8 protein-coding genes are annotated in these 18,656 nt (G+C 40.9%); all 8 read left to right on the forward strand.

The annotated features are described in order from the left end of the window. Positions 1–11 precede the first annotated feature (11 nt). The 8 genes from R2S08_RS07835 (at position 12) to R2S08_RS07870 (ending at position 18,551) form a co-directional block, all read left to right on the forward strand. Positions 12–2,402 carry a TonB-dependent receptor gene (locus R2S08_RS07835; protein WP_316834639.1) on the forward strand — a complete coding sequence of 797 codons (2,391 nt, stop codon included), beginning with the start codon at positions 12–14 and terminating at the stop codon, positions 2,400–2,402. Between the two features lies 1 nt (position 2,403). Next, a complete protein-coding gene (locus R2S08_RS07840; RefSeq protein ID WP_133784122.1) occupies positions 2,404–3,621 on the forward strand; it encodes a DUF4374 domain-containing protein in 1,218 nt (405 codons plus the stop codon). 26 nt (positions 3,622–3,647) lie between these two features. After that, the gene (locus tag R2S08_RS07845) at positions 3,648–4,856 is read left to right on the forward strand and encodes a PepSY-associated TM helix domain-containing protein (RefSeq protein ID WP_410479520.1); all 1,209 of its coding nucleotides are present in this window, start codon (positions 3,648–3,650) and stop codon (positions 4,854–4,856) included. A 147-nt stretch (positions 4,857–5,003) separates the two neighbouring features. Further along, entirely contained in the window at positions 5,004–9,146 is a 4,143-nt protein-coding gene (locus R2S08_RS07850; RefSeq protein ID WP_316834641.1) for a two-component regulator propeller domain-containing protein, read from the forward strand. Between the two features lie 234 nt (positions 9,147–9,380). Then, positions 9,381–12,524, forward strand: a complete 3,144-nt coding sequence (locus R2S08_RS07855; protein WP_316834642.1) for a TonB-dependent receptor — start codon at positions 9,381–9,383, stop codon at positions 12,522–12,524. Between the two features lie 11 nt (positions 12,525–12,535). Then, positions 12,536–14,236: a RagB/SusD family nutrient uptake outer membrane protein gene (locus R2S08_RS07860; RefSeq protein ID WP_316834643.1), complete on the forward strand. Its 1,701-nt coding sequence runs from the start codon at positions 12,536–12,538 to the stop codon at positions 14,234–14,236. 90 nt (positions 14,237–14,326) lie between these two features. Beyond that, on the forward strand, positions 14,327–16,672 hold the full coding sequence (locus R2S08_RS07865) for a glycoside hydrolase family 2 TIM barrel-domain containing protein (RefSeq protein WP_316834644.1): 2,346 nt from the start codon (positions 14,327–14,329) through the stop codon (positions 16,670–16,672). Between the two features lie 28 nt (positions 16,673–16,700). Beyond that, positions 16,701–18,551, forward strand: coding sequence for a beta-galactosidase (locus R2S08_RS07870; RefSeq protein WP_316834645.1), 1,851 nt, complete (start codon positions 16,701–16,703; stop codon positions 18,549–18,551). Positions 18,552–18,656 lie beyond the last annotated feature (105 nt).

Raw genomic sequence — 18,656 nt, forward strand, 5'->3', positions numbered from 1 at the left:
ACAATTAAAATATGCAATATTTATCTCAACGGGTCTATGCATTGCTCATTACACTGGCTTTTCTTTTTAGTGTAGTGCCTGTAAAAGCGCAGCAAAAAATAACAGTAACTGGATTAGTGAAGGGTAATGGTGGGGCGCCATTACCTGGGGCCGGTGTTTTTTTATCACCAGGTAAAAAAAATGCAGTGACTGATGAGAATGGTAAATTTCAACTTTCTGATGTACCGGCCGGGGTTTATAAGATCCGGATTACTTTCATTGGTTTCAGGGATGTTACACAAAATATCGAATTTCCTTTGAAAAGCAAAAATTCATTGGTGTTTTCTCTGGAAGAAGATAAAAATGATTTATCTGAAGTTACTGTTCTCGGACGTACAGCAGTGCAGGAAACCAGCCAGCAGGCTTATAATGTTACGGCTATAGATGCTAAAAAGCTGTACAATACGACACTTGATATTTCCGGTGCATTAGATCGTGTAGCGGGTATACGTGTCCGTGAATCAGGTGGAGTTGGGTCTAATTTTAACCTTTCGCTGAATGGCTTTTCCGGCAATCACATCAAATACTTTATTGACGGGATTCCGATGGATAATTTTGGTTCTTCATTTCAAATTAACAACATCCCTATTAATATTGCAGACCGTGTAGAAGTTTATAAGGGTGTGGTACCTATGTGGTTGGGGTCTGATGCTTTAGGTGGTGCTATTAATATCGTTACTGGTGATCGCTATCGTAACTATGTTGATGCCTCTTATTCCTTTGGATCTTTTAACACGCACAGGAGTGTGGTAAATGCAGCAGCAACGACAAAAGGTGGATTGACCTTTCAACTGAATGCATTTCAGAATTATTCGGACAACAACTATAAAGTAAAAGTAGAAGCTTCGGATATCTATACGGGTGCATATGCTCCTAAAGCAACTCTAAAAAGGTTCCATGATACCTATCACAATGAAACGGTGATTGCAAATGTTGGGGTGGTTGACAAAAGTTATGCTGATAAATTATTGCTGGGTATAACTATGGGCCAGAATTATAAAGAGATACAGACCGGGGCCCGCATGGTATCTGTATTTGGCGGATGGCATAGAAAAGGAAATATTGTGATGCCCTCTTTAAAATACAAAAAGACCAATTTAATTGAAGGCCTTGATGTAACGGTTAATGCGAATTATAACCTTGGACAGGAGCAAAATATTGACACCATGAATGTACGTTATGATTGGTATGGCAACAGCAAGCCAAACGGTTCCAACGGAGAACGTTCCAGAAGTTTATACAAATACAAGAACAACAATGGTCTGGCAACGGCCATGTTCAATTATAAACTGGCTGAAAATCAGTCTCTGGCCTTAAGTAATGTGTTTACGACTTTTAATAGAAAGGGAAGTGATGAACTGAACCCGGCGAACGCTGAATATGAAAAAACAAAAAAGACCAACAAGAATATTTTAGGTCTTGGCTATAACTTCGAAATCAAAAATAAACTCGGAGCTACGGTATTCGGTAAATATATCTATCAGAACAACATTGATGGGAGTGGAAATGCGGACCAAACGGCTATGAAAAAACTCGGATATGGTACTGCCTTAACTTATTTCTTTACACCAAACCTGCAGCTTAAAGCATCGTATGAGTTGACCAACCGTATGCCCGAAGCACAGGAGATATTTGGTGACGTAGAGAACCAGGAGGGAAACCCTGCATTGAAACCGGAAAAGAGTGATAATGTTAACCTTGGAATGAGCTACAGCTTTTCAATAAATAAGATCAACAACTTTTCGGTTACTGCCAATGCTATTTATAGAAAGTCTGACAATTTTATTTATAACCGATTGAACAGTAATCAATCTAAACTGATTGCGGACAACAGAGATGGTGTTCGTACCTGGGGTGTGGACGGAGAGATCAGATATTCCTACAAGGATTGGTTTACGGCAGGGACGACGGTAACTTATCAATATTTGCAGAACCTTCAAAAGTATGAGATCAATCCAAATACTGGCGAAAAATACACTACGGAGAGCGCGGTATATTTAGATCAAATGCCTAATATTCCATATCTGTTTGGTAATGGTGATGTGTCTGTATCCTTCAAAAATGTGGGTAAAAAAGGCAATAATTTGAATATAGGCTATAATCTGCTGTATGTACATGCTTTCTGGTTGTATTGGCCAAGTCGTGGTGGCAGCAGTTCCAATGGGAGTAAATATGTAGTTCCTAAACAGTTGTCACACGATATCAACCTGGTCTATAGTTTAGAGAAAGGCCGCTATAATATTGGGCTTGAAGCAAAAAACATTACAGATGCGCTTCTTTACGATAATTTCAGTTTACAGAAACCAAGCCGCGGGTTCTATTTGAACCTGAGGTATTTCATTAATAAAAATAACAACAATTAATATGAAAGCAACTATAACTAAAGTATTCGGAACTTTGGCTTTTGCAGCCATGCTCAGCTCTTGTACAAAAAAAGACAGAGCAGCCGAAAATCTTGGGAACTATATTCTGGCGGTAACCCCTGTGGCTTCTACTGGTGTTGCAGATTACCTGCTCACTGCTGGTGATTTAGAAAAAGGCACCATATCTACAGCTGGAAATGGTGTAGAACAAGATGGGACTTACCGCTACTATGTAACAAGTCATAATAAGTTCTTTAGTATGTTGTATGGCCAGGGTAATCCTGGAGCAGTAACGACTTATAACATTCTGGATGGTAGGATCAATAAGCTGTCAAATTTCCAAACGGAAACCGTTCAGGCATTTACGCCGGTTAATGACGATCTGTTGCTGGTGAAGATTTCGAGAAATATTACCAATCCATTGTCGAACTGGTATCGTATCAATACCAATAGTCTGTTGATTACCGGTGAAGGAACCGTAAATACGCAGACCCTTTCCAATAATGGGGAAACGGCACATTTTAGCTGGATTAAGCAAGTTGGCAATAAAGTATATGCCCCTTATTTTTCTATAAAAGGATGTTGCGGTGATTCATTTGGTACGGCCTATCCTGATCAGGCATGGATTGCGGTGTACTCTTATCCGCAAATGCAATTGGAAAAAGTGATTAAAGACGACAGGACCAGTTTTATAGGAAGATATATGACCGATGGTTTAGCCGTAGTAGAAAATGGGGATGTATATGCTTTCTCTTCTTCTGTGGCCACCACAAAGAGTGTTTTAAGTTCCACAAAGCCCTCTGCAATCACCAGAATTACTGCTGGTACTACAGAATTTGACCGGAGTTATTTTTATGATTTCGAAGCGATTTCCGGGGGCTATGTAATTACCGACTGGCTTTATATAGGCAATCATAATTTTGTTGTTAATGCGATCCTAAAAGCGCAAAGGGGCGCTTATTCTACAGGAAAAACTATAGCGATTGTGAATGTGAAAGACAAAACCTTTAAGCAAGTAACCGGATTGCCTTCTGAAGCCAATATCGAAAGTATTACGACCAATAATTATACACCAAAAGACGGCAAGCTGGCCTATATCGGAGTGAACATGAAGGGCGCTGCTAATTATGTTTATAAGATAGATGCCTCCAGCCAAACTGCTACTCAGGGATTAAAAGTTGAAGGTGGGGTAATTACGGCTATCCAGTATATAAAATAATGGGACCTAATTCTAAGAACAAAGCGATGGCACCGGGTACTAAAAATGGGGCAACGAAAAAGAAAAGCAAGGATTCCTTATTTACAAGGATTAATAAATGGCTCCATCTTTGGCTCGGTCTGGTTTCTGGTGTCATTGTTTTGATTGTGTGTTTAACCGGTTGCATATGGGTTTTTAATGAGGAAATTACTGGTTTACTGGAGCCTGAAACAAAGATAGAAAAACAGGACAAGCCTGTCCTCAGGCCCTCACAACTTAGTGCTGTTGCTTTGAAATTATATCCTGGGAAGGTAATTTCCTATGCTCAATACCAGCAGGGACGGGCTATACATGTATTTTTAAAGCAACCGAATGAAAAAGGCAGGAGAGGTGGTGGTACAACCTTAAAAATAAATCCTTATACCGGAGAGGTTCTTAAAGCAGAGGTGCGCAAAAAAGGAGAAACTGATTTCTTTAGGTTTGTATTAAACGGTCACCGGTTTTTGTGGATGCCTTATGCTGTCGGGCGGCCAATTGTAAACTATGGGACTATGGTTTTTGTTGTTCTGCTGATTACCGGACTGATCTGGTGGTACCCAAAGAAGTGGAACAAAAGCACAAGAGACAAGAGCTTTAAGATCAAATGGGGCGCATCCTTTAAAAGGGTAAACCTGGATCTCCATAATGTGCTTGGTTTTTATTCCTTGATTTTTTTGCTTGCTATTGCCCTGACCGGAATGGTGTACGGGATTAACTGGTACAGTGAGGGTTTGTATTGGATAACTACGGGTGGAGAAAAAATGGCCGAATTCAGGGATTTGAAATCGGATACACTTCAGGTTAAAAAAGGGTATAGCCCAGATCAATCTATGGACATTGCCTGGAGCAAGGTCATAGCCAAACATCCTAAATCTCAGGGTTTTTATTATTCGTACCCTGATACTGCTGAGAAAAAATCTACCATTGGTATTACGGTTTATCCAACTGCTGGTCAGTTTTATAATAGCCAGGGATATACATTTGACCAGCATAGTTTAAAAGAATTAAAACGCAAGGACATCTATTCTACGCCCTATGCTGATGCTGGCTTCGGAGGAAAATTAAGAAAAATGAATTACGACATTCATGTTGGTAGTATATTAGGTTTCCCAGGTAAAGTACTGGCCTTTTTATGCTCGATGATTGGTGCGTCATTGCCTATAACCGGTTTTCTGATCTGGTACGGACGTAAGTTTAAGAAGAAGCGAAAGACCTGATCTTAAGAAAGCCCGGACTTAAATTTGAGTCCGGGCTTTTTTATGCGGTGCATCATTAAGGATTGTACAAATTTTAAATTTTTATTTAATTAGAAATAAAATAGGTATCTATGTTTTCTGTAAAAATTTAATATACGTATTCTCTTAATGAAGGCACTGATCTTCTTACTTTGTTTTTTTTCAATAACGACGTTTGCCCAGCCGCCTGTTGGAAAGGTGATGCATTATACGCAGAAAGAAGGTCTTTCTTTTGGCATTATTAATAGTATTACACAAGACAACAAGAGTTTCATGTGGTTTGCTACCGCATATGGATTGAACCGTTTTGATGGTGCTACCTTTAAAGTATTCAGATTTGACCCCAGTACAGAGAAAGGATTGCCGGGTAATTATGTACAGAAAGTATTTAAAGACTCTTCAGGAGATTTGTGGGTGTCTTCTCGAAACGGTTTGTTTAGGTTTGATCCTGAAACGGAGCATTTCAATCGGTATAAATTGATTTCTGATCCTCAAAAAAAGGCAGATGTTACTTGCATTAGTGAAAATAAAGAGGGGAATTTATGGATTTCCATGAGTGGCACGGGGTTCTCTTATCTGGATAAAAAAAGAAAAGAGGTTAGAAATTACAATACAAATAACCTGAAAGGTTTATCCAGTAACAGTATTCTAAATATTTATGAGGATACTGTTGGTTTTTTGTGGGTAGGTACAAGAGATGCGGGTATTAACGTTTTCCATATCAACAAGGGCAAAATTGGAGAAAGGGTAATTTTTACTGATCCTATTTCTACATCGGCCCGGGTCAACTGTATATACAGCGATAAGGAGGCAAATATTTGGATAGGTACTTCCGGTGGTTTATGGTTGTATGAGCGTAAAAGCAATAAGTTTCATTTTATATATGGCCAGAACTACCGGCTGAGAAGCAATTTTTTTCTTTCGGTGATTCAGGATAGTCAGCGGCAACTCTATGTTGGATTGCAGGACGGAGGCTTGTACGTTCTTGATTTGAATAGATTTAAAGTTTCTAATCCTTCTGAATTTGTTTTTGAACAGGTAACTAATGAGAATGGCCTCCACATTACCCCCAGATCTGTACAGGACTTATATATCGATAAAGATAAAAATCTTTGGGCAGGGACTTATGGCGACGGTGTTTACATGGTTAATAAGACAACTGAAAAATTCAGGCTCTTTCATAAAAAAACAACAGATCGCTATGGTGAAAGTTATATCCGTTACTATGGTATATGCATGGACAAGGAGGGCTATCTCTGGCTTGGAACTGACGGAGATGGTATTTACAAATCGACTAAAGAAGGTAAAATACTTAAACATTATACGGCTGACGGTAAAAAGAACAGTTTAACTGATCATGCTATTCTTTATGCATTTAAAGACAGTAAAAACAACCTCTGGTTTGGAACCTATGCAAAAGGGCTGCTGCTCTATGATCCCCGTTCAGACGGCTTTATTAGTTTTCAACATCATGCAGCTGATCCGTCTTCACTTGGAGGAAATGATGTTCGGGTTATCCATGAAGATAAGCAGGCAAATATTTGGGTGGGAACGAATGGTGGAGGATTGAGTCTTTTTAACCCCCTTACCCGAAAATTTAAAAATTTCAATACCAGCAACAGTAAAATTAGTTCTAACGACGTAAGGGCTTTGGAACACGACCAGGATAACAATCTTTGGATAGGTACGTATGGTGGTGGGCTGAATTATCTTGATATCCGGCAGCAAATGTTCCGTCCCCTTCTACTCAAAACTAAACGAGAGCCAGGAACTTCAAGTGATATTATTTTAAGTTTGTATTTAGATCAGCAGCGTCATTTATGGATTGGAACAGAAGGGGACGGATTATTGCTTTATACTATTCCCCAAAAGACGCTGACCAGATTCAATGAAAAAAAGGGGCTCGCCAACAATACCGTTTATGCGATCAAAGCAGAGCGGTCTGGTAAAATATGGCTTAGTACAAATAATGGTTTGTCTACCATTGACCTCAGGAATCATAAGATCTATAATTATGAAGAGAGCAACGGCCTCCAGGGAGGGCAGTTTAATCCAGGTTCGGCCATCTATGACGCGAAGGATGATCTTATGTGCTTTGGAGGAACTGAGGGCTGGAATTTGTTTTACCCAAGCCTGATAAAGCCCAGCAGTTATTTGCCGGAAGTGAGGATAACAGGCCTTCAACTGTATGGTAAGGAGGAGGGTGATAATGGTGATATTAAGAATGTAAGCGAATCAAAACAGATTGTTCTGGATGCCAGCCAGCCGGTATTTTCGATACAATATATGGCCTTGAATTATGCTTATCCAAAATCAGCACAGTTTGCTTATAAACTGGAAGGGCTGGATAAAGACTGGAATTATGTAAAATATCAAAAATCTGCTACCTATCGGTACCTGAGTCCTGGAATCTATACTTTTAAGGTGAAAGCCTCTAATCAGGACGGTACCTGGAATGACAGCTATGCAAAAGTTGATATCAGGATATTGCCTCCCTGGTATAAGAGTTGGTGGGCCTATTGTGTTTATAGTATTGTTACCGGAATGGCCGTTTATGCGTTTATCCATTACAAATCAAACCAGGCTAAATTAAAATACAAGATCAAAATTGCTCATATAGAAGCAGAAAAGGAAAAAGAAGTTCATGAGAATAAACTTTCTTTTTTTACGAATATTTCACACGAGTTCCGGTCTCCTCTTACACTGATCATCAATCCGGTTAAGGAAATGCTCCATGATCAGGAAAAAAGCTCCGATTTAAGTAGTTTGAACATTGTTTATCGGAATGCTAAACGCTTGTTAAGCCTGGTTGATCAGTTATTGCTGTTCAGTAAGGCAGAAACTCAGGCAGATCAGCTTAAGGTTTCTGAAATGAATCTGGTTGAACTTGGTCAGGAAGTATTTCTATGCTTTACGTATCAGGCAGCGAAGAAGAATGTTCAATATGAATTTATCTGTAGTCAGGATGATATCTGCATTTTTGGAGATCGGGAGAAAATAGAAATTTCCCTTTTTAACCTCCTTTCTAATGCTTTAAGGCATACACCTGAAGGCGGCAGGGTAGCACTTTCTATACGTGACGAGGAAAGATATGTTGATGTTGTGGTTACAGATACCGGCACAGGGATTGGGGCAGAAGTGGGAGAAAAGATCTTTGACCGTTTCTACAAAGTTCAAAATAGAAGAAATTATGCTAAAGGAGGCTTTGGAATTGGCCTTTATCTTGTCAAAAATTTCGTTGAAAGTCATGGCGGAAAGGTAAGTTATACCAGTAAGGTAGATGAGGGAACCGATTTTAATCTGCGATTTTTAAAAGGCAAAGGACATTTCAGGCAGGAACTTTTTTTTGAAGAACAACTGGAAAGTTCTGTTATTCTGGAGGAACTCCGTGAAGAATTTGAGGAAGAGGGAATGCCTTTATCTCAGCCAGATCTGCAGGAAGATTTGGCTTCTGACAAGAAAACAATGTTGCTGATTGATGATAATATGCAGATCAGACAATATATAAAACAGATCTTTAATTACAAATTTGACTTGCTGGAGGCTGACAATGGAGAGCTTGGGCTGGAAATGATTGGCCGCTACCTGCCGGATATTGTAATCAGCGACGTGCTTATGCAGGGGCTAAACGGCGTAGAGCTTTGTAAAAAAGTAAAAGGAGATCCTGCATTGAATCATATCCCTTTCATCCTGCTTACCGCCAGTACTTCTTCTGAAATCAAATTGAAAGGTATTGAGTGCGGAGCAGATGATTATATCAGTAAACCCTTTGAAAAAGAAATCCTGGTTGCCAGGGTGGAGGGCTTGTTAAAGAGCAGAAATAATCTGCAGCAGTATTTTTATAACGAAATTACGCTGAAGGCTGATAATTTAAAGATCTCGTCTGAATACAAAGAATTTTTGGATCGCTGTATAGCTGTTGTAGAGAAGCACATGACCGATCCAAACTTTGGTATTACCACACTTGCTGAAGAAACAGGTATGAGCCGATCTAATCTGTATGTGAAGATTAAATCGATATCGGGCCAGTCTGCAAATAGTTTTATCCGGTTCATCCGTTTAAGAAAAGCAGCTGAGTTTTTTATCAGCACAGAATACACGGTTCAGGAAACGACCTTCAGAGTGGGGATTAAAGATGCCCGATATTTTAGAGAGCAGTTTCATAAACTGTTTGGTATGAATCCTTCAGACTATATTAAAAAATACAGAAAGACATTTAACGCTAAGTATTCTCTTCATAAATCGATGATTAAGCCAAAAGACAATAAATAGTCGGTTTTCTGTTCAAATCCCCCTGCTTTTTTGGGAGTTTACCCCTCACTACTATGGTATAAATATCCAGATTTTAGCATTGTTCTTTGTGTTGGTTCGCCATGGCAAAGAACAATACAACTAAACCAAATATAGTATGAAACGAAATCTACACCACATCCCAACAGGACATACATGACCTGTGCTGAACATCCAGCCTTAATTCAACATGTATTCACTCAAATTAAATTTATTATGTATCACAGATATTCTATTATCAGGAGTATTCAATTGATTGTGGGGATCTTCATGGTCCTCTTTATTGCTCCATCGGCATTTTCGCAGACGGAAAGTGTTTCCATACAAGGTAAAGTAGTAGATGGTACTGCTTTGCCTATGGCAGGAGTTAGTGTCAAGGTAAAAAATACGACGCTGACTACCACAACAGATGCCCAGGGGCATTTTCAGCTCCGTGTTCCTAATAAAGGTGCTGTCCTCCAATTCTCTTATATTGGCTTTGCTTCTCAAGAAGTCGTGGTCGGAGATAAGACCATGATCAATCTGGTCCTTCATAGCGATGACCGTTCTTTAAATGAAATCATGGTTGTAGGATATGGTTCTCAAAAGAAAGAAACTGTTACAGGATCTATTTCCCAGATCAAAGGCGCTGATCTGGTTAAAAGTCCTCAGCCCAATCTTTCTAATTCACTTGCGGGCCGGTTTTCTGGCGTAGTGATCAACAACAGAGGGGGAGAGCCGGGTTATGATAAATCTGATATTACCGTTCGTGGATTGGCTACTACAGGCAGCAACAGTGTACTGGTGGTTGTAGATGGAATTCCTGGGCAGGTTGGTGGACTTGAACGACTGGATCCAAATGACATTGAAAGTGTATCTGTATTAAAAGACGCCTCCGCGGCGATTTACGGGAACAGGGCAGCAAATGGTGTTATACTCGTTACAACAAAACGAGGAAAAACAGGGAAACCAACAGTAAATTATAGCTTTAATCAGGGCTACACTTCCCCAACGCGTTTACCTAAAATGGCAGATGCAGCAACCTATGCTCAAATCATGAATGAGATCAATTATGATGCAAATGCTGCAGGAGGGCTGAATCAAGCCTATACTGCAGATCAGATTCAGAAATTTGCCAATGGCTCAGATCCGTTATTGTACCCAAATACAGACTGGATTGCTACAGTATTGAAAAAGGTAACTACTCAAAGTCAACATAGTTTATCCGTAACTGGTGGTAATGAGGACGTAAAGTATTTTGTCTCTTTGGGTGCGCTCAATCAGAATGGTTTGTATAAAAATGGGGCAACTACTTATAAACAATATAATTTCCGTTCCAATATTGATGCAAATATCAGCAAACGCTTAAAAATAGGTCTTTCTTTATCGGGAAGAGAGGAAGACCGTAAGTATCCAATTACCAATGCTGGCGATATTTTCCGGTCACTTTACAGGGCAAAACCAATTATTGCAGCCTATTATCCAAATGGCCTGCCTACCCGCGGGCTGGAAAATAACAACCCTGCAGTACAGGTTACTGATCTTGGGGGAATAAACAATAATCCGACTCAAGTTGTGAACGCAATTTTGAAAGGAAGTTATCAGATCCCAGGTATCGAAGGATTATCTGCAGATGGTTTCTTTTCGGTTGATAAGTCCAATACCTTTAGCAAAGCATTTAATAAACCTTATCTGCTGTATGCTTACGACCCTAATACCGGTTTGTATAACAGTAATATTGTAGGTGGAAATAATAATAAAGCCACGCTTATTGAATCGCAAAAAAGAGAATCCCTGATCACCTCAAACGTTAAACTCAACTTTGTGAGACGTTTTGGCTTGCATGATATTAATGCATTTGTAGGTTATGAGCAAAGTAAAAATAATTTAGAATATTTTGATGCACAGCGCTTTAATTATCTATCTGCCCAACTTCCGGAATTGTCGCAGGGTGGAATGTCGGCAACGGATTACCTGAATTCGGGCTACAGCTCTAATTATACGCGTCGAAGCATTATCAGCAGATTGGCCTATACCTATAACGAGAAATACTTATTTGAAGGACAGTTGCGTCGTGATGGATCATCTATTTTTGCTCCCGGGCATCAGTATGGAACTTTTCCATCCGTTTCTGCTGGCTGGAGAATCAGTAAAGAAAATTGGTTTAAAGATGCAACAGGTTTTTTTGATGATCTGAAATTACGTGCTTCTTATGGTTCCCTGGGGAATGATAATGTAAAAGGATTCCAGTATTATGATAATTATACCCTTGTTGGAAATGGTTTTGTAGCGTTGGATCCGCAAGTTTCAGGTGCTACGAATACGATTCAGCCTGGCGTAGGTTTAACTAAACTTGCCAATCCAAATATTACCTGGGAAGTTGCTAAAAAACTGGATATCGGTGTGAATGCAGTATTCCTGAAGGACTTCAGTCTTGAAGCCATTTATTTCCAGCAAAAAAGGTCGAGTATTCTTACCCAGCGTAATGCCTCTCTTCCGGGGTCATCTGGTATCGTGAATCCTTTCGATGATGGTACCGAGAATTACAATCCCCTGGTGCCTTCTGAAAATATAGGTAAAGTAAATAGTGCCGGTTTTGAAGGTACATTAAGTTATAACCATAGGGGAGCTGAATTTAACTGGGGTGTGTCTGGAAACTTTACGTATGCAAAGAGCAAGGTTGTTTTTATAGATGAGGCTGCAGGTACCTTAAGTTACCAGCGTAAAACCGGCAGGGCATTAAATACCTATTTGTTGTATAATGCTATAGGCTTATTCCGTACACAGGCTGAGCTTGATGGTTATCCGCATGTTCCAGGCGCTAAGGTTGGTGATTTGAAATACGAAGATTACAATGGCGACGGCGTACTTAATGCCGATGATATGACCAGGACTAAATATGGCAATACGCCGCAGATTACCTATGGCTTTAACTTTAACGCCTCTTATAAAAACTTTGATATTTCCCTGCTCTTTTCAGGACAGGCCCAGGTGAGTCAATATGTGTTACCAGAGGCTGGCAGTGTGGGTAATTTTTACAGCAGCTGGGCAGATAACCGCTTCAGCCAGAGTAACCCCAATGGTACCTACCCAAGGGTTACCGAACGTGCTTCCAATGCGATTAGTGGTGGGGCATACCGAAATACCTTCTGGTTAAATAACGCTGCATTTCTCCGCCTTAAAAACGTAGAGTTGGGGTATAATTTAAAGGGAGACTTTCTGTCAAAAATAAAATTATCGGGTATCAGATTATATGCCAGTGCTTTTAACCTCTTTACCATCACAAAGGTGAAAGATTATGACCCTGAGGGCAGTAGTGAAAGTGGACAGTTCTATCCTCAGCAAAGGATTATCAATATTGGTGCAAATGTGAAATTTTAATATTTAGCAAGATGAAATACAATCATAAATTATCAGTCCTTATTTTGTTTGCAGGTGCATTGGCGCTTGGCTCATGTAAGAAAGATTTTCTGGATACAAAAGCTACAGATAGAATTCCAGCTAGTACCCTGCAAACAGATACAGCAGTTTTCGAAGCCTTTGTGTTGAATGAGTATATTGGTGCCAGGCTCCAAAATAAAGAAGCTGATGGCTCCAACCCAGGCTTTGGCCGTGGATTTGAATACAGTATGTGGTGTTCTGTTAGCGATGAAGCCATCTACAATAATGACGACGACACCTGGCTGGTGCAAAGAGGTCAGCTGGCTCCTGAAAATTTAGGTGCACTGGGTGTGATCTGGGGCCGTAGTTACCGGAGTATCCGGGAGTGTAATTATGCTTTAAGTGTACTGGCTAATATTTCCATGAGCGCTGCACGCAAATCGCTGTTAGAGGGAGAAATTAAGTTTATCAGGGCTTTTCGTTACCTCGATCTTATCCGTAATTACGGCCGGGTGGTTTTAATGGGGGATAAGGTCTATAATTTGACCGATAATCTTCAGGATCCGTTTTTATTTAAACGGGTCTCTATAAAAGAGGGGATTGATTATGCTGTTGCTCAGTTTGATCAGGCCGCTGCGAAATTACCTTTAGACAACAGTTCAAACTGGGAATTGGGCAGGGCAACAAAAGGCGCTGCTTTGGCTTTAAAATCCAGGTTAATACTGTATGCTGCAAGTCCACTATACAACTCAGGAACCTGGCAGGCTGCAGTTGATGCAGCGCAGCAGGTTATTGCTTTGAATAAATATGGAATTTTTCAGGGTGGTTATGGGAATCTGTTCTTAACCAATCAGACCAATGAAGCTATTTTTGAACGTTTGTTTACCAAAAATGCAAACCATGTCCATCTGGAAATTGCGAACGGACCTAATGGATATGGAGGCTGGGCGGGTAATACACCTTCTCAAAACCTGGTGGATGTATACCAAATGACCAATGGATTACCTGCAAATTCCTCTAACCCTTTGTATAATCCTGCTACTCCTTATGCGAACAGAGATCCTAGATTTGCCGCTACGGTACTGTATAACGGTGCCAGTTATCGGGAACGTAACGTGGAAACTTTTATCCCAGGAGGGAAAGACAGTAAAGATGGCTCAGACAACTGGAATACCACCAAAACAGGTTACTATCTGAAAAAATTCATGAATGACGCTTATCCGCTTCAAAATCCATGGGGCAATGCGGGTTTTCAGCCCTGGATCTATATTCGTTATGCCGAAATTCTGCTCAATTTTGCAGAGGCTGCAAATGAGGCCTACGGTCCTGACGCAGTACCATCTGGCGCAAGTTATACGGCCAGACAGGCGGTGAATATGATCCGGGCAAGGCAGGGTGTAAACATGCCGGCTATTGCCAGCGGTATCAGCCAGACAGATATGCGTACTGCTATTCGGTTGGAACGTCAGGTAGAGCTTGCTTTTGAGGAGCATCGTTTCTATGATGTACGCCGCTGGAAAATTGCAGATGTAACGGAGAATCTGCCGATGAGGGGCGTTATCATCACCAAAAATACAGATGGAACATTTACGTATACCTCTAAAGTAGCTCTGGATGGACGAAAGTTTGAGACAAAACATTATTGGCTTCCTATTCCGCGTGCCGAAATACTCGCTTCCAATAACCAGCTGGAACAGAATCCGGGTTACTAAACGACTTAATTCATTATTTCTATGCGAAGATGCAATTGTTTATTCATTTTATTTAGCCTGTTCATGCCTGGTTTTTTATTTGCCCAGGATATGTCTAAGACCATCTTATTTAATAAAGGATGGAAGTTTCATAAGGGAGAGGTACAACAAGGACAAGCTACCGGGTTAAACGACCAGCAATGGCGTCAATTGGATTTGCCTCACGATTGGAGTATCGAAGGTCCTTTCAGTTCAGAATGGGCCAGCAGTACTGGTTATCTTCCTGCTGGGATTGGCTGGTATCGTAAATCTTTTAAGTTACTGCCCCAACAACAGGATAGGGTATTTATTTACTTCGACGGTGTCTATAAAAACAGTGAGGTCTGGATCAACGGACATGACCTGGGAAAAAGGCCTAACGGCTATATTCCATTTCAGTATGAATTGAGTAAATACCTGAATAAGAATGGAAATAATGTGATTGCTGTAAAAGTAGATCATACAAAATTTGCTGACTCCCGCTGGTATCCAGGCTCAGGAATCTATCGCAATGTTTACCTGATCACTAAAAAGCCAGTTTATATACCAACCTGGGGCGTGTCTTTTACCACACCCCAGGTTGATTCAGAAGTTGCACAGGCCAGCATAGCCGTTCATTTGGAGAATGGCTTGACCAGGGACGCTGCAATTACCGTAAAAAGCCAGTTGCTGGATCCGGAGGGGAAGATTGCTGGCCGTTTTCAACAACAATTAACCGTGAAAAAAAGCAATAAGGCTGAGATCAAAAGTGTTATCCGGCTAAGCAAACCTCGGTTGTGGTCAACAGAGCGCCCACAGCTTTACAGGTTGATCATCTCTGTTTTTGCCAACGGGAAAAAGATGGATGAATACAGTTCGTTGGTGGGTTTAAGAGCTATAAAGTTTGATGCGGATGAAGGGTTCCTTCTTAACGGAAAGAATTTGAAGTTGAAAGGGGTGTGTATTCACCATGATGCAGGTGCGCTTGGAGCAGCAGTGCCCAAAGAGGTGTGGGCAAGAAGATTACGCAAATTGAAAGAAGTGGGCTGCAATGCCATCCGAATGAGTCACTATCCTCATCAGGACTATATGTACGATTTGTGTGATGAAATGGGATTTGTGGTTATGGATGAAGCTTTTGATGAGTGGGCATTGGGTAAGAATAAATGGGTGGAAGGCTGGAATGAAGGTAAGCCTGTTAAGGATGGCTATCATGAGTATTTTCAGGAATGGGCTGACCGGGATTTGCAGGATATGATCCTTCGTAACCGGAACCACCCTTCTATTGTTATGTGGAGCATAGGAAATGAGATTGATTACCCTAATGATCCTTATACGCATAAGGTGCTTGATAGTGGCCGTAACCCTCAAATTTATGGAAAGGGTTATACTGAGGGCCATCCGCCGGCCAGTGATATGGGGGATATTGCCAGGAGGCTGGTGAAGATTGTAAAATTAAATGACACCACCCGGCCTGTTACTGCGGCTTTGGCCGGAGTGGTGATGTCGAATTACACGGATTACCCTGCTTTACTTGATCTGGTAGGTTATAACTACCAGGAATACCGTTATGCTGAAGATCATAAAAAATATCCGAAACGCATTATTTACGGAAGTGAAAACGGTAAGGGAGCAGAGGAATGGCTTGCTGTGGACAGCAATAAATACATCTTTGGACAATTCCTCTGGACGGGTTTTGACTTTGTGGGTGAAGCGAGAAAATGGCCTGTGCGTAGCAGCGGGGCAGGGCTTTTCGATATGGCCGGATTTCCGAAAAATGATTTCTATTTGAGACAATCGTTGTGGACAATACAGCCAATGACCTATCTGATGGCTGCAAAAACGGAGGAAAAGGACAACAACCGATTCTTATGGAGTTCTCATCCGTCCTGGAACTGGTCAGCTGGTGATCAGATCAAAGTGAGGGGTATTACCAATACAGAAGAGGCTGAGCTTTTTTTAAATGGTGTTTCTCTGGGAAGAAAGAAGGCGGGGCGAAAGGAAACTTTGTATTGGGATGTTGCCTATCAGCCTGGAGAGTTGTTGATTAAAGGATTTCGGAATCAGAAGGAGGTGAGTTCTTATAAACTGGTTACTTCTGGGCCGGCGCACATCATTACTGCGAAGGCAGATTTACAAAATTTTGACGCTAAGAGAGAAGAGGTATCCCATATTGAGATTCAACTCACCGATCAGAACGGCAATACTGTATATCATTCCGATAATAATATTGATGTTAAAATTGAAGGGCCGGCCAGGTTAATAGGTCTGGAAAGTGGCGATCTGGCCAGTCATGAAAGCTACCAGTCTGCACAAAGGAAGGCTTACCGTGGAAAACTTCTGGTATATATCAGGTCAAATGCCCGCGCAGGGCTGATAAAAGTGAGTTTAAGTTCGCCTGGCTTAACTTCAAAAACTATAACCTATACTTCTAAATAAATATTTTATAATTTCTTCCATAACCTTGATGAAACAAGCACAAAAAAGTAGATTATCTCCGTTCCTTCTGTTCTTTATCGCCTGCCTATTGATTAATCCGGCTGTGTCAGAAGCTCAAAAAACAGTACATACTTTTCAATTGGGAAATTCTGATTTCCTTCTTGATGGAAAACCACTCCAGATGATTTCCGGAGAAATCCATTATACCCGTGTTCCACGGGAAAGCTGGCGTGCCCGCATGAAAATGGCCAAAGCGATGGGGCTCAATACGATTGGTACTTATGTGTTCTGGAATGTTCATGAACCTGAGCAGGGCAAATATGACTTTTCAGGTAACCATGATATTGCCGAATTTGTACGCATTGCCCAACAGGAAGGATTGTGGGTTGTACTTAGGCCAAGTCCTTATGTTTGTGCGGAATGGGAATTTGGAGGTTATCCTTACTGGCTTCAAAATATTAAAGGTTTAGTAGTCAGAAGTGACGAAGCACAATACCTTCGGGCTTATAAAAACTATATTATGGAGGTGGGTAAGCAGCTTGCTCCGTTGCAGGTTAACCATGGGGGGAATATTCTGATGGTACAGATCGAAAATGAATATGGATCTTTTGGGAAAGATAAGGACTATCTGGAAACCAATAGAAAGATGTTTGTGGAAGCTGGATTTGATGGTGTTTTATATACTTGCGATCCTGCAGAAGCCATTAAAGACGGACATTTGCCCGGTTTATTACCTGCCATCAATGGGGTTGACCAACCTGCAAAAGTAAAACGGCTTGTTAATGAAAACCACAATGGAAGAGGTCCGTATTATATTGCAGAGTGGTATCCGGCCTGGTTTGACTGGTGGGGTACTGCACACCATACCGTTCCTGCAGAAAAATACGTAAGTGCAATTGATTCGGTACTGGGCGCAGGTATCTCCATCAATATGTATATGTTCCATGGGGGTAGTACAAGGGGATTTATGAACGGAGCAAATTTCAAGGATACTTCTCCTTACGAACCTCAAACCAGCAGTTATGATTATGATGCACCTCTGGATGAAGCCGGGAATGCAACAGATAAGTTTATGAAGTTCAGGGAAGTTATACAGAAACATTTGCCTCAAGGGTTTGTTTTGCCGGAAGTTCCGAAAGCGAAGCCTTCTATCACAACACCAATGGTTAAATTTACGACATCAGCCAGCCTGTATGATGTATTGCCCGTACCAAAACTGAGTGCGCGGCCTTTAACCTTTGAACGTATGAAACAAGCCTATGGTTATGTATTATATCGTACAACCTTAAATGGCGGGAAACGTGGGTTGCTCAAGATTAAGGAACTGAGAGATTATGGAATTGTATTTGTTAATGGAAAGAGGCTGGGGACTTTGGATAGACGGCTTGGACAAGACAGCCTGGAACTTCATCTTCCGGCAGGTAAGGTTACCCTGGATATTCTGGTTGAAAATATGGGAAGGATTAACTTTGGTATTTACATGTTACAGAATACTAAAGGCATTACAGAAAAGGTTGTTTTTGCCGGACAGGAGCTTAAAGGATGGAAGATGTTTGGTTTGCCTTTTGATCACCTTCCTTCATTAAAGGCTAAAGTGACAAAGGTCATACCTGGTGTGCCAATTGTGCGTAAAGGGGTTCTTACCTTGGATAAACCTGCAGATACTTATCTGGATTTAAGTAAATGGGGCAAGGGTGTGGTTTGGATCAATGGACATAATTTGGGTAAGTATTGGGAAATCGGCCCTCAGCAAACTATTTATGTGCCTGCAGAGTGGTTAAAAAGGGGGGAGAATGAGGTGGTGGTTTTTGAATTGAATAAACCTGGTCAATCGGTGCTTCGGGGAATAGAGAAGCCTGTTTTGAATAAACTGAAATAGATTATTTATTGATCCTGATGCGGTAAAGTTGGGCATCAGGATCAATAACTATCAATAGTTTGATTATATAGGTTGTGTAGTAGAAGTATTCCGGAAAATTAAACA

The organism is Pedobacter nutrimenti, assembly GCF_032678445.1.
GTDB classification, from domain to species: Bacteria; Bacteroidota; Bacteroidia; order Sphingobacteriales; family Sphingobacteriaceae; genus Pedobacter; species Pedobacter nutrimenti_A.